Source organism: Thalassobaculum salexigens DSM 19539, from assembly GCF_000423805.1.
GTDB classification, from domain to species: Bacteria; Pseudomonadota; Alphaproteobacteria; order Thalassobaculales; family Thalassobaculaceae; genus Thalassobaculum; species Thalassobaculum litoreum.
Map to the genome: position 1 here is coordinate 7,501 of NZ_KE384094.1, position 17,814 is coordinate 25,314.

General features: G+C 68.6%; 17 protein-coding genes (1 of these 17 only partly in view). 5 read left to right on the forward strand and 12 right to left on the reverse strand.

Annotation, left to right across the window (positions count from 1 at the left end; genetic code table 11):
- On the reverse strand, window positions 1-966 hold the 5' portion of the coding sequence (locus tag G578_RS0115235; RefSeq protein WP_051244900.1) for an SLC13 family permease. The gene continues 429 nt to the left of window position 1, outside the view; the window shows 966 of its 1,395 coding nt (coding positions 1-966); it begins with the start codon at window positions 964-966; the stop codon falls past the left edge of the window.
- Window positions 963-2,981, reverse strand: coding sequence for an acetyl/propionyl/methylcrotonyl-CoA carboxylase subunit alpha (locus G578_RS0115240; protein WP_028794967.1), 2,019 nt, complete (start codon window positions 2,979-2,981; stop codon window positions 963-965). Before G578_RS0115240 ends, G578_RS0115235 begins: the two co-directional genes overlap by 4 nt.
- 191 nt (window positions 2,982-3,172) lie before the next feature.
- Here G578_RS0115240 and G578_RS0115245 point away from each other — a divergent pair, with 191 nt between their 5' ends.
- Both G578_RS0115245 and G578_RS0115250 read left to right on the forward strand, forming a co-directional pair.
- Window positions 3,173-3,988, forward strand: coding sequence for a dimethylarginine dimethylaminohydrolase family protein (locus tag G578_RS0115245; protein ID WP_028794968.1), 816 nt, complete (start codon window positions 3,173-3,175; stop codon window positions 3,986-3,988).
- Window positions 3,989-4,111: 123 nt separating this feature from the next.
- Window positions 4,112-5,254, forward strand: a complete 1,143-nt coding sequence (locus G578_RS0115250; protein WP_028794969.1) for a tetratricopeptide repeat protein — start codon at window positions 4,112-4,114, stop codon at window positions 5,252-5,254.
- Window positions 5,255-5,272: 18 nt separating this feature from the next.
- On the opposite strand, the gene G578_RS0115255 is transcribed toward G578_RS0115250, so the two are convergent.
- The 7 genes from G578_RS0115255 to G578_RS0115285 all read right to left on the reverse strand — a co-directional run bounded on the left by G578_RS0115255 (window position 5,273) and on the right by G578_RS0115285 (window position 10,926).
- Window positions 5,273-6,076, reverse strand: a complete 804-nt coding sequence (locus tag G578_RS0115255; RefSeq protein ID WP_038015119.1) for an enoyl-CoA hydratase-related protein — start codon at window positions 6,074-6,076, stop codon at window positions 5,273-5,275.
- Window positions 6,077-6,176: 100 nt separating this feature from the next.
- Window positions 6,177-7,784, reverse strand: coding sequence for a carboxyl transferase domain-containing protein (locus G578_RS0115260; RefSeq protein WP_028794971.1), 1,608 nt, complete (start codon window positions 7,782-7,784; stop codon window positions 6,177-6,179).
- A gap of 4 nt (window positions 7,785-7,788) precedes the next feature.
- Entirely contained in the window at window positions 7,789-8,421 is a 633-nt protein-coding gene (locus tag G578_RS0115265) for a 2-hydroxychromene-2-carboxylate isomerase (RefSeq protein ID WP_051244901.1), read from the reverse strand.
- A 30-nt stretch (window positions 8,422-8,451) separates the two neighbouring features.
- Window positions 8,452-9,132, reverse strand: coding sequence for an SDR family oxidoreductase (locus G578_RS0115270; protein ID WP_028794973.1), 681 nt, complete (start codon window positions 9,130-9,132; stop codon window positions 8,452-8,454).
- A gap of 24 nt (window positions 9,133-9,156) precedes the next feature.
- Window positions 9,157-9,771 (reverse strand): DUF1989 domain-containing protein, encoded by a 615-nt coding sequence (locus tag G578_RS0115275; protein WP_028794974.1) that lies wholly within the window; start codon window positions 9,769-9,771, stop codon window positions 9,157-9,159.
- A gap of 128 nt (window positions 9,772-9,899) precedes the next feature.
- Entirely contained in the window at window positions 9,900-10,292 is a 393-nt protein-coding gene (locus G578_RS0115280; protein ID WP_028794975.1) for a RidA family protein, read from the reverse strand.
- A 16-nt stretch (window positions 10,293-10,308) separates the two neighbouring features.
- Window positions 10,309-10,926 carry a DNA-3-methyladenine glycosylase I gene (locus G578_RS0115285; RefSeq protein ID WP_028794976.1) on the reverse strand — a complete coding sequence of 206 codons (618 nt, stop codon included), beginning with the start codon at window positions 10,924-10,926 and terminating at the stop codon, window positions 10,309-10,311.
- 80 nt (window positions 10,927-11,006) lie between these two features.
- Here G578_RS0115285 and G578_RS0115290 point away from each other — a divergent pair, with 80 nt between their 5' ends.
- The gene (locus tag G578_RS0115290) at window positions 11,007-11,429 is read left to right on the forward strand and encodes an HIT family protein (RefSeq protein ID WP_028794977.1); all 423 of its coding nucleotides are present in this window, start codon (window positions 11,007-11,009) and stop codon (window positions 11,427-11,429) included.
- Window positions 11,430-11,657: 228 nt separating this feature from the next.
- On the opposite strand, the gene G578_RS0115300 is transcribed toward G578_RS0115290, so the two are convergent.
- From G578_RS0115300 to G578_RS0115310, 3 genes are read right to left on the reverse strand one after another with little or no spacing between them, the layout of a single operon-like run.
- The gene (locus G578_RS0115300) at window positions 11,658-12,830 is read right to left on the reverse strand and encodes an isovaleryl-CoA dehydrogenase (protein WP_028794978.1); all 1,173 of its coding nucleotides are present in this window, start codon (window positions 12,828-12,830) and stop codon (window positions 11,658-11,660) included.
- Window positions 12,827-13,351 (reverse strand): PaaI family thioesterase, encoded by a 525-nt coding sequence (locus tag G578_RS26565; RefSeq protein ID WP_051244902.1) that lies wholly within the window; start codon window positions 13,349-13,351, stop codon window positions 12,827-12,829. The genes G578_RS0115300 and G578_RS26565 overlap by 4 nt, the downstream gene beginning before the upstream one ends.
- A complete protein-coding gene (locus tag G578_RS0115310) occupies window positions 13,348-13,728 on the reverse strand; it encodes a MerR family transcriptional regulator (protein WP_028794979.1) in 381 nt (126 codons plus the stop codon). The genes G578_RS26565 and G578_RS0115310 overlap by 4 nt, the downstream gene beginning before the upstream one ends.
- 130 nt (window positions 13,729-13,858) lie before the next feature.
- Here G578_RS0115310 and G578_RS0115315 point away from each other — a divergent pair, with 130 nt between their 5' ends.
- Both G578_RS0115315 and G578_RS0115320 read left to right on the forward strand, forming a co-directional pair.
- Window positions 13,859-15,526: a hydantoinase B/oxoprolinase family protein gene (locus tag G578_RS0115315; protein WP_028794980.1), complete on the forward strand. Its 1,668-nt coding sequence runs from the start codon at window positions 13,859-13,861 to the stop codon at window positions 15,524-15,526.
- A gap of 15 nt (window positions 15,527-15,541) precedes the next feature.
- Entirely contained in the window at window positions 15,542-17,605 is a 2,064-nt protein-coding gene (locus G578_RS0115320) for a hydantoinase/oxoprolinase family protein (RefSeq protein WP_028794981.1), read from the forward strand.
- Window positions 17,606-17,814 lie beyond the last annotated feature (209 nt).

A 17,814-nucleotide genomic window follows, 5' to 3' on the forward strand; every position in this document is an offset into this window, starting at 1 on the left:
GGCCACGTAGATCAGCGGGTTGATCGGCACCTTGTCGCGGAAGGTCTGGGGCGGCACGAGCCCGACCACCGGCAGCAGACAGATCAGGCCGGCCGCCAGACTGATCCAGGCGGGTGAGACGCCGTGCACCGCGTCGGTCGCCCACAGGGCCAGGGCAGCGGCCAGCAGCAGGGCCAGCCGCTGCTCGTCGCGGCTCCAGTAGGACGGCTCCGACGCTTCCTCCGCCGCCTCTTCGCCGCGGATCGGCGTGTCGTTGAACAGGCGCCAGACCACCAGGACCAGCAGGATCGATTTCAGCAGGCCGAGCACCGGGAAGTGGATCAGCAGCCAGTCGAAATACTGGATCTGGATGCCGTGGAAGGTCTGGGCGGCGCCGAGCAGCACGTTGTTCGGCACATTGGCCGGCAGGATGGCCACGGGACCGAGATAGGAGCCGAAGCCGGTGGCGATCACCAGTCCGGTGCGCCCCCGCGATCCGGCCAGGTAGCCGAGCCGGTCGGCCAGGGCGAGCACGATCGGCAGCAGCAGCACCAGCCGCCCCATGGTCGACGGCATCAGGAAACCGAGGGCCAGACAGACCGTGACCACGCCGGCCACCGTCGCCAGATAACCGCCGGTAAAGCGCCGCACCAGGGTGCGGGCGATGCGCCCGCCGAGCCCCGTGCGGTCGACCGCGGCACCGATGATCAGCCCGCCGAACACCAGCCAGAAGGCCGGGCTGGCGAATCCGGAGAAGATCACCGGCGGGCTGGAGACGTGCAGGATCATGGCGGCGAGGAAGAACGCCACGGCCACCAGATGCTCGGGCAGCAGCACCGAGGCCCAGGCGCCGATCGCCAGCACCACCAGGGCGGCGGCGCGCATGATCTCCGGCGACGCCCCCTCGGGCACCGGCATGAACCACAGGGTGCAGGAGATCGCCGCCAGGATGACGATTGTGACGGTGTGGCGGAGCGAGGCGGTCACGCGCCTTTCTCCGGTTTGTCGCCGTCGGCCTCGAAGACCACCAGATCGGCCCCCTCCTCCACCAGATCGCCGGCGGCGACGGGCAGGCCGGCGACCGTTCCGTCGGCCGGAGCGGAGATGGTGTGCTCCATCTTCATCGCCTCCAGGACGATGAGCGTGGTTCCCTTCTTCACCGCATTGCCCTCGGACACGGCGACGGAGACCACCTTGGCCGGCATCGGTGCGACCAGCCGCCCGCCGGCTTCCGCCGCGTCGTCGATGCCGGCCAGCGGGTCGACCAGAACCATCGTCCAGGAACGTCCCTCGGCCAGAACCGTCCGGCGGTCCCGGTCGGCGACGACCCGCACCGGCCGGCGCACCCCGTCGATGGTGGCCAGCAGGGCGCCGTCCGGGCCGTCGTCCGCCGCGATCGAGACCGACCGGCCCGCGATATCGGCGCGCCAGCCGACCCTGTCGGCATGCATGTCCACCGCCACCTCATCCTCGCCCTGGCGGAAACGCAGGGTGTGGTGGGCTCGGTCGTTCAGGCGCCAGGCATCGGCCCGGGCCCAGGGCGACTGCGGATCGCCGGTCGCCGCCGCCCGGGCCGAGGCCGCAGCGGCCAGGGTCCGCATCTCGGCCAGCCCGGCCAGGGCCAGCACCCCGTCGGGCGCAGCCGGAGGGGGCGGCGCAAGGCTGTCGATCTCGCGGCCGACGAAGCCGGTATCGATCGGTCCGGCCACCACCTCGGGATGCTCGACCAGGGTCTTCAGGAAATCTCGGTTGGTGGTCACCCCGACCACCTCGCAGCGGCCCAGGGCGGCGGCGAGTCGGGCCAGGGCCTGGCGGCGGTCGGACCCGTGGGCGATGACCTTGGCGATCATCGGGTCGTAATGGACGCTCACCACCCCGCCCTGCTCGACACCGGAATCGACCCGGACCCCCTCGCCCTCGGGGAACCGCAGATGCACCAGCCGGCCGGTCTGGGGCATGAAGTCCCGCGCCGGATCCTCGGCATAGAGCCGGACCTCCACCGCATGGCCGGTGATGCTCAGGTCGTCCTGGCCGAAGGGCAGCGCCTCGCCGGCGGCGACCCGGAGCTGCAGGGCGACGAGGTCCAGACCGGTGATCAGCTCGGTCACCGGATGCTCGACCTGCAGGCGGGTGTTCATCTCCATGAAATGGAACGACCCGGATGAGTCCATGATGAACTCGACCGTGCCGGCGCCGACATAGCCGACCGCCTCGGCCGCGGCGACGGCCGCCGCCCCCATCTCCCGGCGCAGGTCCGGATCGAGATCGGGGGCCGGGGCCTCCTCCAGGATTTTCTGGTGACGGCGCTGGGCCGAGCAGTCGCGCTCGAACAGGTGAACGGTGTTGCCGTGGCTGTCGGCGAAGACCTGGACCTCCACGTGCCGCGGCCGTTCCAGGTACTTCTCCACGATCAGCCGGTCGTCGCCGAAGGACGCCTTGCCCTCGCGCTGGGCGCCTTCGATGGCGGCTTTCAGCTCGTCGGCGCCGCGCACGACCCGCATCCCCTTGCCGCCGCCGCCGGCCGACGCCTTGAGCAGCACGGGGAAGCCGATGTCCCTGGCCGCCGCGGACAGGCGCTCAACGGACTGGTCGTCGCCATGATAGCCGGGGACCAGCGGCACCCCCGCCTTCTCCATCAGCGCCTTGGCTCCGGCCTTGGAGCCCATGGCCTCGATCGCGCCGGCCGGTGGGCCGACGAAGGCGATGCCGGCCGCGGCACAGGCTTCCGCGAAGCCGGCATTCTCCGACAGGAACCCGTAGCCCGGATGGATCGCCTCGGCGCCGGCGCGGCGGGCCACCTCCAGGATGCGCTCGGCGACCAGATAGCTCTCGGCCGCGGGCGCCTGGCCGATCGGCCAGGCCTCGTCGCAGGCGCGTACATGGGGGGCGTCCCGATCCGCATCGGAGAAGACGGCGATCGTGCGCAGGCCCATGGCGCGGGCGGTGCGGGCGATCCGCACAGCGATTTCGCCGCGGTTGGCGATCAGCAGGCTGGAGAACATCGGCTCAGGTCCCAGGCGTCACGGGACGCTGAGCATAGGAAGGCGGAGCCGGGAATTCAAAGGGCACTATGGGAGGGGCGATCGGACTGGTCGCCGCGGCGGCGATCCCGGCCGATTCCGCACGGGGTAGTGGACGAAGGCGGCCCGACTCGGACATATGAGATCACCCCATTCCGACCGCGAGTCGCCCCATGCCCACGCCCGGACGCTCCTTCCGCTTCACCCATGCCCTCCTGCGGGAACCCGCCGACAGCATCGTCGACGGTTTGCGCGCGGTGGATACCGGTGCGCCGGATGTGGCGTTGTTCCGGGCGCAGCACGCCGCCTATCGCGACGCGCTGGAGGCGGCGGGGCTGGCGACGACGGTTCTGGGTCCGCTGCAGGAGTTTCCGGACAGCGTGTTCGTGGAGGACGCCGCCCTGTGTCTCCCCGAGGGGGCCGTGGTGATGCGGCCGGGCGCCCCGACCCGGCTCGGCGAGGCGGTGATGATCGAGCCTGCGCTGCGCGAGGCGTTCGACGAGGTGCGCCACCTGCCTTCGCTGGGCGACCACGGGCATGGACGGATCGAGGGCGGCGACGTGCTGGTGACCGACCGGGAGATCCTGGTCGGCCGGTCGGCGCGGACCAACGGCGCCGGGATCGAGGCATTGCGGGAGGTGGTACGCGCCTGGGGCTACACCGTGCGCGAACTCGCCACCCCGCCCGAGGTGCTGCACTTCAAGACCGATTGCGGGTTGCTGGACGGCGAAACGATCCTGACCACGCGGCGCCTCGCCGCCGGCGGCCATCTGGACGGCTACCGCCTGATCCACGTGGCCGAGAGCGAAGAGGCGGCGGCCAATGCGGTGCGCGTCAACGACGTGGTTCTGCTCCCGGCCGGCTACCCCCGCACCGCGGAACTCCTGAACCAGGCGGGGTACCGGGTCGTGGCGCTGCCGAATTCCGAAGCGGCGAAGGTGGATGGCGGAATGTCCTGCCTCTCCCTGCGCTATTGTCGAGCCTCTTAAAGCCGCCGCGATCTGCTAAAATCGGAGCAGCCGTCGCAACCGCCGCCAGTCCCAAGCGTTGCGGTTCTACATCACACGACACCGGCAGGGCGCCGGTTCGACCGGGATCGCAAGGGGGATCGCATGGACTTCTCGCTCATCGCGTATGGCATCTCGGTCTATGCAGGGGTATTGGCGCTCAGCACCTACGCCTATTTCGGGCTTTGGGAGATCGAGGCCGAGGCGATCCCGCCCTATCTGGCCGACCAGGGCTACACGCCGAAGATCTTCGTCAATCATGTGATCGATCAGATCGACGACATCCGGCTCGAGACCGCATCGGAATCCCAGACCGACGTCGTGAAGACCGGAAAGGTCACGCCGGCCGAAGAGGTCGCCAGCTATTTCGGCGTCACCGAGCTGATCCGCGCCGGCCAGGAAAGCTTCGGCCTGGCGCCGCCGCGAATCGAGCTGGAGGTCATCCAGCGCGACAAGACCGCCTTTTGGCGGGTCCGCGGCAACCATGCCCTCTACGGGCCGACCATGCGATCCGGCAAACTGGACACCCAAAGCACCGAGCAGCTCTTCGAGACCCTGGCCCATCACACGATCTCGTTCCTGTCCCCGTTCGAGGGAGCGGCCCACGACCTGGTCGCTGATTCGCGGGTCGGAGACTATTCGGAGACGATCGCCACCACCTCCGCCCTGTTGCGCGGCTGCGACAGCGCGCCGACCTTCATCTGCACCCAGGCCAATATTCGCGTCGGCCACACGATCCGCGGCCTCGCCAACCTGAATGCCGGAGACGCCCGCGCCGCCTTCGAAGATCTTCAGACCGCCAACGAGATCAGCGGCAAGGACGCCGTGGCCACCGCCTTCCTGGGCGATGTGCTGCGCCGTCTGGATCAGGAGGACGCCGCGCAGAAGCGCTACGAAGAAGCCCTGGCCCTGGACAGCGACGTGGGCCAGGAATTCGTCAGCTTCGCCCGCGGCCTGGCCAAGGCCGGCAATATGCCGCTGGCGGTGGAGCGTTTCGAGACCGCGGCGCGCCTCAATATGGAAGGCGCGGAATTCCTGGCGAGCTGGGGCGAGAGTCTGGCCGCCATGGGCGAGTACGAGGACGCCCTCGCCAAGTATCTCCAGGCGGAGAACCTGGACACCGAAACCGACCTTTTCGCGGAGAAGATCGAGGAGCTCCAGCAGAAGATCGGCGAGATCGACAAGTCGAAGTCGACGCCCCCGAACGTGGCGCCGGCACCGATCCAGGGCGGTACGACCACGGAATAAGGTCCGCGGCGGAAGCCTTCACCACTCCGGCTTGCGCTTCTCCAGGAATGCGCTGAGGCCTTCCTTCGCCTCCCGCGAGGCGCGCTGATGGGCGATCCGCTGGGCGGTGTCGCGCACCAGCAGATCGTCGATCGGCTTGCCGGCCACGTGACCGATCAGGTCCTTGGAGGCCCGCACCGCCGTCGGGCCGGAGCCGGTGATGTGCTTCAGCAGGCTGTCGACCGCCTCGTCCAGCGCCGCCTCGTCGGCGACGACCTGGTGCACCAGACCGATGCGCAACGCCTCCTCGGCATCGAAGCGCTCTCCGGTGAGAAAATAGCGCCGCGCCGCGCGCTCGCCGATGGCCCGCAGGGAATACGGGCTGATGGCGCCCGGTATGATGCCGAGCTTGACCTCGCTGAAGGCGAAGATCGCGTCGCTGACCGCCACGGCCATGTCGCAGGTCGCCGTCAGCCCGACGCCACCGCCCAGCGCCGCCCCGTTGACCCGGGCGATGGTCGCCATCGGCATCCTGTCCAGCCGCTTCATCAGGCCGGCCAGCTTCATGGCATCCTGGAAGTTGTCGTGATCGCCCTGGCCGCCAGCCTTCTTCATCCAGCCGATCTCCGCACCGGCCGAGAAGGCGGCCCCCGCGCCGGTCACCACCAGCGCCTTGATGGAGCTGTCGCCCGCCAGCCGTTCCAGGGTTTCCGTCAGGTCCTGGATCAGCACGTCGTCGAAGGCGTTGCGGATATCCGGCCGGTTCAGGGTGAGCCGGACCACCCCCCTGTCGTCATGCTCGAGCTGGATGGTCTCCGGGCGCTTGATGTCGTAGCGAAGCATTGCGGTGTCCCTGTCTGAAATCTTCTTTGGCCAACACTTGTCATCGCGGTCTGCCGCAAACAAGGCCGGGAGCGAGCTTGGAGCGCGAGATCGCGCCGGATTACATCCGGAACAGGCCGAACTTCGTCTGGCCGATTTCCCGGTTCAGCGCCGCCGACAGGGACAGGGCGAGCACCGTGCGGGTCTCCGCCGGGTCGAGGATGCCGTCGTCCCACAACCGGGCCGTCGCATAATATGGATGGCCCTGGGTCTCGTACTGCTCGCGGATCGGCGCCTTGAAGGCTTCCTCGTCTTCCGCGCTCCAGCTCTCGCCCCGTGCCTCCAGCCCGTCGCGCCGGACCTGGCCCAGCACATTGGCCGCCTGTTCGCCGCCCATGACCGAGATCCGCGCGGTCGGCCACGTGTAGAGCATCCGCGGCCCGAAGGCCCGCCCGCACATGCCGTAGTTCCCTGCGCCGAAGGAGCCGCCGACGATCACGGTGAATTTCGGCACGGCCGCCGTCGCCACCGCCGTCACCAGCTTGGCGCCGTCCTTGGCGATGCCGCCGGCCTCGTATTTCCGGCCGACCATGAAGCCGGTGATGTTCTGCAGGAACAGCAGCGGGATACCGCGCTGGGCGCAGAGCTCGATGAAATGCGCGCCCTTCTGGGCGGATTCGGAGAACAGGATGCCGTTATTGGCGACGATGCCGATCGGATAGCCGTGGATCCGCGCGAAGCCGGTGACCAGGGAGGTGCCGTAGAGCGGCTTGAACTCGTCCAACTCGCTGCCGTCGACGATGCGGGCGATCACCTCGCGGATCTCGATCGGCTTGCGCAGGTCGTCCGGCATGATGCCGTAGAGCTCGGCCGGGTCGTAGGCCGGCGGCTCCGGGTCGCGCATCTCCACATTGGCCGGCTTGCGCCGGTTCAGGTTCTCCACGATCCGCCGCGCGAGGCTCAGGGCATGGGGATCGTTCTGAGCCATGTGGTCGGTCACGCCGGAGATCCGGGAATGGACGTCGGCGCCGCCGAGATCCTCGGCCGACACCACCTCGCCGGTGGCCGCCTTCACCAGGGGCGGACCGCCGAGGAATATCGTCCCCTGCCCCTTCACGATGATGCTCTCGTCGGCCATGGCCGGCACATAGGCGCCGCCGGCGGTGCAGCTTCCCATCACCACCGCGATCTGCGGGATGCCTTCCGCCGACATCTGGGCCTGGTTGTAGAAGATGCGGCCGAAATGGTCGCGGTCGGGGAACACCTCGTCCTGGTTCGGCAGGTTCGCCCCACCGCTGTCCACCAGATAGACGCAGGGCAGGTTGTTCTCCCGCGCGATGTCCTGGGCCCGCAGGTGCTTCTTCACGGTGATCGGGTAATAGGTGCCGCCCTTCACCGTGGCGTCGTTGCAGACCACCACGCATTCGCGCCCGCCGACCCGGCCGATGCCGGTGACGATGCCGGCCCCGGGGACATCGCCGCCATACATGCCGTCGGCCGCGAGCTGGCTGAACTCCAGGAACGGTGCGCCCGGATCGAGCAGCGACCGCACCCGGTCGCGGGGCAGCAGCTTGCCGCGGGACAGGTGCCGCTCGCGTGCCCGTTCGCCACCGCCGAGCTTCACCGCATGAACCTTCTCGCGCAGTTCCTCCACCAGGGCGGAGGTCCGCTCGGCGTTCTGCCTGAAGGCGTCCGAGCGGGTGTCGACGATTGAGCGGATGACGGACACGGGCCTACCAGCCTCCGGTGGCGAGCCAGCGCTCGACATGATCCAAGCGATCGGCGCCCCAGAACGGCTCACCATCGACCACGAAGAACGGCGAGCCGCAGACGCCGGCCTGCATCGCCGATTCGATCTCGGTCTTCAGCCGCTCCTTCACCGCCGGCTCGCCCAGCGCCGCGGACAGGGCCGCCGGGTCGATGCCGGTCTCGCCGGCGACACGCACCACCGCCTCGGCGTCGCGGATGTCGCCGCCCTTGGCGAAGGCCTCGTCATACAGCGCCTTGACGAGGGCCACCGCCTTGGCCGGGTCCTGGTCCTTCACCCAGTACACGGCGCGGGCCGCCGAAACCGACGGGAACGGCATGACCTCCGGCAGGGTGAAGGGCAGGCCCATCATCCGGGCCGTGCGCTCCATGTCGCGCCGGGCGTAGACGCCCTTGATCGGGATGTCGAGCAGCGGCTGGGCGCCGGTGGTCTTGAAGATCACGCCGAGCAGCACCGGCTTCCAGTCGACCGCGCGGTCGTAGAGCCCGGCCATCTCGTCGATCTTGTGCGCGGCCAGGTAGCCGTAGGGCGAGGAGAAGTCGAAATAGAAGTCGATCGGCCCCTTAGGCTCGTCCTCCGCCGTATCAGCCTCGGTCATGTCAGGTCCTCCCAGATGCGGCCCGCCTCCTTACCAGGGGAACGCGGTGCCGTCGTAGTTGCGGAAGCAGCCGTTGTCTTCCGGCGTCAGGTTGGCGATGACATTGCGCATCCCGGCGGCGCTGTCCACCGCGGTCACCGGCGCGTTCGGCCCGCCCATGTCGGTGCGCACATGGCCCGGGTGCAGCAGGGCCACCGTCACCCCCTTGTCGGCCAGTTCCAGCGACAGGCAATGGGCGGCCATGTTCAGTGCGGTCTTGGACGACCGATAGACGGCATTTCCGCCGCCGTTGCGCTCGATCGAGCCCATCAGCGAGCTGGTGAAGGCCATCACCTTCCGGGAGCTGTCGAGCACGTTGTCCTTGAAGGCCCAGGCCACGCGGATCGGCGCGAAGACGTTGGTCTCCATGGTCTTCGCCCAGGCGTCGTAGTCGATGTCGCCGACCGACGGCACCTTGTTGATGTTGATGCCGGCATTGTTGAAAAGAACGTCGATCGTCTGTCCCTTCAGGCTGATGACCAGCGCGTCCAGGGTCGAGGTGTCGTCCACGTCCAGCGGATAGACGTCTATGTCGCCGTCGATCTCGTTCAGCTCGTCGGCCGCGCCCGGGTTGCGGCAGGTCGCGATGACCCGCCAGCCGTCGGCCGCGTATTGGCGGGCGAGTTCGAGGCCGATCCCTCGGTTCGCGCCGGTGATCAGGACTGTTGGCATGATGTCTCCCTCTCGCGTTCAGGCTCAGAATGCGGCGCCGTCGGTCACGACGAAATGCGCATCCTGCGGGGTGCAGTTGATCCCGTTGATCGGGATGATGTCCTGGGGACAGGAGGAGAAGACCATGACGCAGTCGACCAGCGCCTTCAGCACGACATAGCCGCCCGGTTCGCTCACCGGCGGCTTCCAGTCGATCTTGCCCTCCATATCCCAGGGAATGTTCATGAACAGGTTCAGCGGGCTCGGCGTCTCGGCCGATTCCAGGCCGATCTCCTGCAGCGCGTTGTGCAGATTGTCCTGGCAGCTATCGTGGAAGCCCTCCACGCCCAGGCCTTCGTAGCGCCAGCGGTCGCAGGCGGCGATGAAGGTGTCGTGCACTTCGCCGGAGGTATCCTCCACCAGCATCAGGATCGGCCGCCGGTGATTGGTGACCAGGGTGTCGCCGGTCTTCGGCGTCAGCCGGTTCATGTAGGCCCTGCTGTGTTCCATCGACATGAACTCGGTCATGTCGTCCTCGACGAAAGCCCAGGTATCGACCACCTGGGATCCCGGCGTGTTGATGACCTTGATCGCCTGCCCGGCGGACAGCCGGGCGGCCTTGCCCTTGCGGGCGGGAATGGTGGTTGCGCCGTCGCTCATGCCGTCAGCCCTCTGTTTAGACGGCGGAGCCTAACAAGCCCTTGGGGGCGGAGGCTAGACGGGTTGGCAGCCGCCGCCGGCGCCACGGGTTGGTAGCCGCCGTCGGCGACGGGGTTGGCGCCCCCCGACTAGCGGCGGTTATCCTCCAGCTTCGCCGTCACCTCCACTTCGACCCGCATATACGGCTCGGCCAGCTCCGCCAGGATGGTCGTGTTGGCCGGTCGCGCGGCGTCGCAGTGGCGCTTGATGATCGGCTTGATCCGCTCGAACTCCTCCCGCGTGGCCACGAAGACCCGCACCCGGATCATATGGTCCATCCGCGAGCCGGCCTGGGTCAGCGCCCGCTCGATGATACGGAAGCAGTTCTCGCACTGGCTCTCCACGTCCTCGGGAAACTCCAGCGTGTCCGGGTCGAACCCGGTGGTGCCGGACACGAAGACATAGGGCGGATCCACCACCGCCCGGGCGTACCCGGCCATCTCCTCGAACGGGGCGCCGGAATAGATGCGTCGGCCGATCATGGTTTTGTCTCCCGTCTCAGAGGGTGGGACGCGCGAAGGCCGCCCGGTCGCGTTCGCAGGCAGCCCGGAAGGCGCAGCTGTCCAGGTGGTCGTTCACGATGCCGACCGACTGCATGAAGGCATACATCGTGGTCGGCCCGACGAAGCTCCAGCCGCGTTTCTTGAGCGCCTTGGACAGGGCGGTGGAGGCGTCGGAGGTGGTGATCTTGTTCAGGGTCTCCCGGTCGAACCGGTCGGGCCGGACCTCGGCCGTGGGTTCGAAGCTCCAGATGAAAGCGGCGAGCGATCCCGCCTCCGCCGCCAGTTCCACGGCCCGCTGGGCATTGTTGATGGTGGAGCGGATCTTGCCCTGGTGGCGCACGATGCCCTTGTCGGCCAGCAGCCGTTCCACATCCGCCTCGCCGAACCCAGCGACCTCGCGGAAATCGAATCCGGCGAATCCGGCGCGGAACGCCTCGCGCTTGCGCAGGATGGTCAGCCAGGACAGACCGGACTGGAACCCTTCCAGGCAGATCTTCTCGAACAGCCGGATGTCGTCGCGCACCGGCCGGCCCCACTCGTCGTCGTGATAGGCGATGTAATCGGCATGCTCGCCCGGCCAGGTGCAGCGGGGCGTGGTGTCGTCGAGTGCCATCGGAAAATCTCCGGCCGAGCGATCGTGAACATCTGCCATCCGGTGCTAGCATAACCCCGCGCCCATGAGGAGAACAAAACATGACCGACTGCCTGTTCTGCGATGTCGTCCGCAACGGCGCCGACGCCGCCAACCGGATCGCGGAGTTCGAGCACTCGGTCGCCGTGGTGCATTTCCAGCAGGCGTTCCGCGGCCGCTGCATCCTGGTGCTGAAGCCGCATTACGTGGATGTGCTGGAGGTGCCGAACGACGTCCATGCAGCGCTGAACGACGACCTGCGGCGGCTGGGCCGGGCGGTGCGGGATGCGTTCCGACCCGACCGGATCAACTACTCCAATTTCGGCAATGTCGAGCCGCATGTGCACTGGCAACTCATCCCGCGGTACCGGGACGACGGGTACTGGGGCGGCCCGCCGCCAATGCCGGAGACGAAGCTGCCGCTGCTGGCGGAGGAGACCTACTGCGAGATCGCGGAGAAGATCAGGTCGAAATTAAAAATCTAGCGTCATCCCGGACGCGCCCGGAATTGATCCGGGAGCGGGCCGGGACCTTGCTGCCCGGGGTCCTCGGCTTGATCCTGACGTGGGTCAGGATGACGGTGGGGGTGGCGTAGAAACCATCCCGTCGTCCTGACGAAAGTCAGGACCATGCCTCCCAAGCCTCCGCTGGATCCCGGCCCGTCCCCGGATCAGGTCCGGGGCCGTCCGGGATGACGGCTGTGGATTGGTTTCCTAAGCCGTCTCCTTGAACAGCTCCCGGCCGATCAGCATGCGGCGGACCTCGCTGGTGCCAGCGCCGATCTCGTAGAGCTTGGCGTCGCGCAGGATGCGGCCGGTCGGGTAGTCGTTGGTGTAGCCGTTGCCGCCCAGACACTGGATCGCCTCCAGCGCCATCCAGGTCGCCTTCTCCGCCGCGTAGAGGATCGCACCGGCGGCGTCCTTGCGGGTGACCTCGCCCCGGTCGCAGGCCTTGGCGACGGTGTACACGTAGGATTTGGCCGCGTTCATGATCACGTACATGTCGGCGATCTTGGCCTGCATGATCTGGAAGGTGCCGATCGGCTGGCCGAACTGCTCGCGCTCGTGGACGTAAGGGAGGACCACGTCCATCGCCGCCTGCATCAGCCCGGTCGGCCCGGCGGCGAGCACCGCGCGCTCGTAGTCCAGGCCGCTCATCAACACCCGCACCCCGCCATTGAGCTTGCCAAGCACGTTCTCCTCGGGCACCTCCACATTGTCGAACACCAACTCGCCGGTGTCGGAGCCGCGCATGCCGAGCTTGTCGAGCTTCTGGGCGACGGAGAACCCCTTGGCCTTGGTGTCGACCAGGAAGGCGGTGATGCCGTGCTGGTGCTTCTCCGGATCGGTCTTGGCGTAGACGACGATCACGTCGGCGGTCGGGCCGTTGGTGATCCACATCTTGGAGCCGTTGAGGACGTAGCGGTCGCCCTTCTTCTCCGCCCGCAGCTTCATCGACACCACGTCGGAGCCGGCCCCCGGCTCGCTCATCGCCAGGGCGCCGACATACTCGCCGCTGATCAGTTTCGGCAGGTAGCGCTGCTTCTGGTCCTCGGTACCGTTCAGGTTGATCTGGTTGACGCAGAGATTGGAATGGGCGCCGTAGCTCAGCCCCACCGAGCCCGAGGCGCGGCTGATCTCCTCCATCGCCACGCAGTGCTCCAGGTAGCCCATGCCGGCGCCGCCGTATTCCTCGCCCACGGTCACGCCGAGCAAGCCGACCTCGCCCATCTTGCGCCAAAGGTCGTGGGGGAAGGTGTTCTCGCGGTCGATCTCGGCGGCGCGCGGCGCGATCTGGTCGGCCGAGAAGCTGCGCACGCTGTCGCGCATCATGTCGGCGGTCTCGCCGAGATCAAAGTTCAGGCTCGGATAGTCGTTGGGGATCATGGGGTTCCGTCCATTCTAGGGGACTTGTGGCTCTGCGAGTTCGGGGCATGCGGTTCGTCGGCCATGCCGGCCATCAGCATCAGGGTGGCGAGTGCCGTCGCCACCTGCTTCTCGCGACCGTCGCGAACCGCGAAGACGTCGGCCTGGGCCACCACCAGGGTCCGGCCCGGCCGCAGCACCCGGCCGCGCGCGATCAGCAGATCGCCGGCGGCGGGCGCCATGAGGTTCAGCTTGTACTCCACCGTCAGCACCGAGGCGTCGGCGGCGGCCAGCGAGAAGCTGGCATAGCCGCAGGCGTTGTCCGCCAGGGTGCCGACTATGCCACCGTGGAAGAACCCGTGCTGCTGCGCAAGCTCCGGGCGATAGGGAAGGCGGATCTCGACCGCACCCGGCGCCACCTCGCTGATCTCGGCGCCGATGAAATGCATGAAGGCCTGGCGTCCGAAGGAGCTCCGCACCCGGTCGGCATAGGCCGGGTTGGCGACCCGGTTCTTGACGTCTGCGTCATTAGATTCGGTCACGCCGCATCCTCCGACAGACGGTCCAGGCAGGTATTCTCCAGCGCCGCCAGCTCGGCCTCGATCGCCTCGATGTCGCGGCGCTGCGCCTCGAGCTGGGCGCGGCGGTCGCGGATCTTGCGCAGCAGGTGGACGAGCTGCGCCCGCTCGCCCTCGGTCGGATCGTAGAGATCGAGGATCTCGCGGATCTCGGCGATGGAGAAGCCGAGCCGCCGGCCGCGCTGGATCAGAATCAGCCGGGTCCGGTCGCTGCCGGAGAACACGCGGGAGCGCCCGTTGCGCCCGGGAAAGATCAACCCCTGCTGCTCGTAGAACCGGATCGCCCGGCTGGTCAGCCCGAGGTCGCGCACGAGCTGGGTCATGGTGTAACGGTCGGCCATGGGAAGAGCGTCCGATATCTTGACGCGAACGTCAATCCACTCGACGGCGCATTTTCACGGGATGACGCACCGCAGCAGGGGTCCTAAGCTCGGGTCCCTCCCTTCCCCGCAGTCCCAACGGATCGCCGCGATGACCGAACCCCGAGCCGATATCGATCCCATCACCACCTCCGTCGTCCAGCACCGGCTGGTCGGCATCGTCGAGGAGATGGGCGAGGCGATGCTGCGCACCTCCTATTCTCAGATCCTGAATTCCAGCCGCGACTTCTCCATGGCGATCTGCGCCGCCGACGGCGATCTGGTGGCCCAGGCGGAGCACATCCCGGTCCATGTGGGTGCCATGCCCTGGGCGACCCGGGCCGTGGTGGCGTATTTCGGCGACGACGTGCATCCGGGCGACGTGTTCCTGCTGAACGACCCGTATTTCGGCGGCAGCCACCTGCCGGACGTCACCGCCTTCGTGCCGGTCTTCGCCGGCGACCGGCTGGTGTTCTGGACCGTCAACCGCGCCCACCATTCCGATATCGGGGGTGCTACCCACGGCGCCTACAACGCGGCTGCGACCGAGATCTGGCAGGAGGGCATCCGCATCCCGCCGATCCGCCTGGCCGACAAGGGCAAGACGCGGGAAGACCTGCTGCACATGCTGTCGATCAACGTCCGGCATCCTCGCGACTTCCTGGGCGATCTGGCGGCGCAGACCGGCTCCGTCCATCTGGGCGAGCGCCGGCTGCAGGCGCTGATCGGGGAGTTCGGCGCCGATACCGTCCTGGCCGCCGTCTCCCAGATCCTCGACGGCTCCGAGCGCCAGGCCCGCGCCGTGATCTCCACCTGGAAAGAGGGCACCTATCGCGGCGAGGCGCCCCTGGACGATGACGGGCGCGGCAATACCGACGTGGTCGTGCGCGCCACCGTGACCATCAAGGGCGGCGGCATCTCGGTCGACCTGACCGAGTCGTCGCCCCAGGTCACCTCCTTCATCAACTCCTCCTTCGCCAACATGCGCTCCGGCGTGGCCATGGCCATCGCCTTCCTGCTGGACAAGGAGATCCCGAAGAACGAGGGCTCCATGCGGCCGGTCGAGGTGGTCGCCAAGGAGGGCACCGTGGTCTGGGCCCGGCCCGGCGCGCCGGTCACGCTCTGCACCTCCCATTGCAGCCAGGAGATCGTCGAGGCGATCGTCGACGCCATCGCCCCCGCCTGCCCCGACCGGGCCATGGCCGGCTGGGGCAAGCGCTTCCGCCTCGCCATCAAGGGCACCTATCCGGGCAGCGACCGGCCGTTCATCTGGCACATGTTCCACGCCCGTCCGGGCGGCGGCGCCTCGCCGGGCGGCGACGGCTGGCACAGTTCCGGCGAGTGGCATTCGGCGGGCGGGCTCAAGTTCGGCTCGGTGGAAGTGGCCGAGGCCCGCTTCCCGCTGTTCTTCGAGACCCACGAGTTCCGCCCGGCTTCCGGCGGCGACGGCCAGTATGTCGGCGGGGCCGGCGGCGAGCTGCGCCTGCGCCTGGAGACCGCGCAGGACGCGGTGGTGAATACGGCCGGCGAAGGCGCGCGGGTGCCGTCCAAGGGCCGCGCCGGCGGCGAGGACGGCGCCGTCCACCTCTACACCATGCACCCGCCGTCGGGAGAGCCGGTTGTCCTGAAGACCAAGCGCGAGGGACTGCAGGTTCCCGCCGGCTCGGTCTTCCATGTGCAGTCCGCCGGCGGCGGCGGCTGGGGCGATCCCGCCAAGCGCACCGCAGAGGACCGCGCCGCCGACACGCGCGCCGGCCTTCCTCCCCTCGCCCAGCGCTGAGGGCCAGACACGGACATGACCAACCAGGACACCATGACCTATCGCATCGGCATCGATATCGGCGGCACCTTCACCGACCTCGTCGCGGTCGACGATGCCGGCACCGTGACCTTCGCCAAGACCCCGTCCACGCCGGAAGACCAGTCCATCGGCCTGCTGAACGGGCTGGAGAAACTGGCCGGAATGCTCGACCTGTCGCGCGCCGCCCTGCTGGCCAAGACCGAGCGGATCGTCCACGGCATGACGGTCGCCACCAACGCCCTGCTGGAGCGCAAGGGGGCGAAGCTCGCTCTGCTGACCACCGAGGGGCACCGCGACGTGCTGGAGATGCGCGAGGGGCTTAAGCCCGACCGCTACAACCTGCGCCTGCCCCGCCAGGAGGCCCTGGTGCCGCGCCACCTGCGGCTCGGCGTCAAGGAGCGCATGCGCCACGACGGCTCAGTGGAGGCGCCGCTTGACGATGCGTCGCTGGCCGCCGCCATCGAGACGCTGAAGGCGGAAAAGGTCGAGTCTGTGGCGGTCTGCTACCTGCACAGCTACGCCAACGACGCCCATGAGCGCGCGACCGCCGAGGCGATCCGCGCCGCCCTGCCCGACGCTTATGTCTGCGTGTCGGCCGACGTGTTGCCGCAGATCAAGGAGTACGAGCGGGTCTCCACAACCGTGGTGAACGGCTATGTCGGCCCGGCCCTGCAGCGCTATCTGCGCCGCCTCGAGGCCAGGCTGGACGAGGCGGGATACAGAAACGCCACCCTGATCGTGCTGTCGCATGGCGGCGTGGCGCCGATCTCCGAAGCCATCCGCTCGGCCGTCGCCACCGTGCTGTCCGGCCCGGCCGGCGGCCTTGCCGGCGCGCGCCACGCCGCCGAGCTGACCGGGGTGGAGAACCTGATCCCGTTCGACATGGGCGGGACCTCCTCGGACATCTCCCTGGTGGATGCGGGCGAGATCGCGCTCGCCTCCGACCGGGCCATCGCCGGCGAGCGCATCGCCCTGCCGAGCCTCGACATCGTCACGCTGGGCGCCGGCGGCGGCTCCATCGCCCGCGTCGACGGCGCCGTCCTGCTCCAGGTCGGCCCGCACAGCGCCGGTGCCGTACCCGGCCCGGTCTGCTACGGCCGCGGCGGCACCGAGCCGACGGTGACCGACAGCAACGTGGTCTTGGGCTATCTCGACCCGTCGGGCTTCCTTGGCGGCGCCGACAAGCTCGACCGCTCCGGCGCGGAAGCCGCCCTGACACGGCTCGGCGAGACGCTGGGCGTGTCGATGGTGGAGGCCGCCGCCGGCGTGCACCGGGTGGTGAACACCCAGATGGCGGAGGGCATCCGTCTCGCCACCGTGCGCCGGGGGGTGGATCCGCGCCGCTTCGCCCTGTTCGGCTTCGGCGGCGCCGCCGGGCTGCATGTGACCGGCCTCGCCCGGATGCTCGACTTGCAGCGCGTGATCGTCCCGCGGGTCGCCTCGGTTCTGTCGGCCTGGGGCATGCTGACCACCGACCTGCGCTACGAGACCATCCGCACCCATATCGGCGACACCGAGGGCCTGCAGGCCGATGCGGTGCGCGCCCTGTTCCGGGGCATGGAGAAGGAAGGGCGCGACTACCTCTCCTCCTGGTTCGACGGCGCGGTGACGACCTCGCGCTCCGCCGACATGCGCTATGGCGAGCAGGTCTACGAGATCGACGTGCCGCTGGACGAGCTGGACCTGGACGCGCCGGACGTGCTGGACCGGCTGAAGGCGATGTTCGAGGCGCGGCACGAGGCGCTCTACACCTACAGCCTGCCCGACCGTGCGCCGGTTCTGGTCAACGCCAAGGTCGCCGCCATCGGTCAACTCCCGGCCCCGCCACAGGAACCGGAAGCCCAGGGAGGGGCGCCGGCCGAGCCGACGGGCACGCGTCCGGTCTATCTCGACGGCTGGGTCGACGCGCCGATCTACGGCTTCGACGATCTGACCCCCGGACAGGAGGTGCCGGGGCCGGCGATCGTGGAGGCGAGCACCACCACGGTTCTGCTGCGGGCGGGCGACGTGGCGACCTGCACGCCGCGGCGGTGGCTGGACATCAGGGTGGGGGCATAAGAAGCCCTCTCCTTCCCCCTGCCACTCTCTTTCCCGTCATCCCGGTTTGGCCCGGACTCGATCCGGGACAAGACCGGGACCGAGCCTCCAGCGCCCCGCCTGGGTCCCGGCCCGTCCCCGGATCAGGTCCGGGGCCGTCCGGGATGACGGCGTTAGGGGGATGGATGCAGCACGTCCCACAACCCTGCCCGTCATCCTGACGAACGTCT

Excerpts from the sequence above, each read along its gene's own strand:
- G578_RS0115285 (WP_028794976.1), bottom strand. The coding sequence starts at position 10,926 with ATGGCACTCGACGACACCACGCCCCGCTGCACCTGGCCGGGCGAGCAT.
- G578_RS0115310 (WP_028794979.1), bottom strand. The coding sequence starts at position 13,728 with ATGGCCGACCGTTACACCATGACCCAGCTCGTGCGCGACCTCGGGCTG.
- G578_RS0115315 (WP_028794980.1), top strand. The coding sequence starts at position 13,859 with ATGACCGAACCCCGAGCCGATATCGATCCCATCACCACCTCCGTCGTC.
- G578_RS0115290 (WP_028794977.1), top strand. The coding sequence starts at position 11,007 with ATGACCGACTGCCTGTTCTGCGATGTCGTCCGCAACGGCGCCGACGCC.
- G578_RS0115240 (WP_028794967.1), bottom strand. The coding sequence starts at position 2,981 with ATGTTCTCCAGCCTGCTGATCGCCAACCGCGGCGAAATCGCTGTGCGG.
- G578_RS0115275 (WP_028794974.1), bottom strand. The coding sequence starts at position 9,771 with ATGAGCGACGGCGCAACCACCATTCCCGCCCGCAAGGGCAAGGCCGCC.
- G578_RS0115270 (WP_028794973.1), bottom strand. The coding sequence starts at position 9,132 with ATGCCAACAGTCCTGATCACCGGCGCGAACCGAGGGATCGGCCTCGAA.
- G578_RS0115265 (WP_051244901.1), bottom strand. The coding sequence starts at position 8,421 with ATGACCGAGGCTGATACGGCGGAGGACGAGCCTAAGGGGCCGATCGAC.
- G578_RS0115245 (WP_028794968.1), top strand. The coding sequence starts at position 3,173 with ATGCCCACGCCCGGACGCTCCTTCCGCTTCACCCATGCCCTCCTGCGG.
- G578_RS0115300 (WP_028794978.1), bottom strand. The coding sequence starts at position 12,830 with ATGATCCCCAACGACTATCCGAGCCTGAACTTTGATCTCGGCGAGACC.
- G578_RS0115280 (WP_028794975.1), bottom strand. The coding sequence starts at position 10,292 with ATGATCGGCCGACGCATCTATTCCGGCGCCCCGTTCGAGGAGATGGCC.
- G578_RS0115255 (WP_038015119.1), bottom strand. The coding sequence starts at position 6,076 with ATGCTTCGCTACGACATCAAGCGCCCGGAGACCATCCAGCTCGAGCAT.
- G578_RS0115250 (WP_028794969.1), top strand. The coding sequence starts at position 4,112 with ATGGACTTCTCGCTCATCGCGTATGGCATCTCGGTCTATGCAGGGGTA.
- G578_RS0115320 (WP_028794981.1), top strand. The coding sequence starts at position 15,542 with ATGACCAACCAGGACACCATGACCTATCGCATCGGCATCGATATCGGC.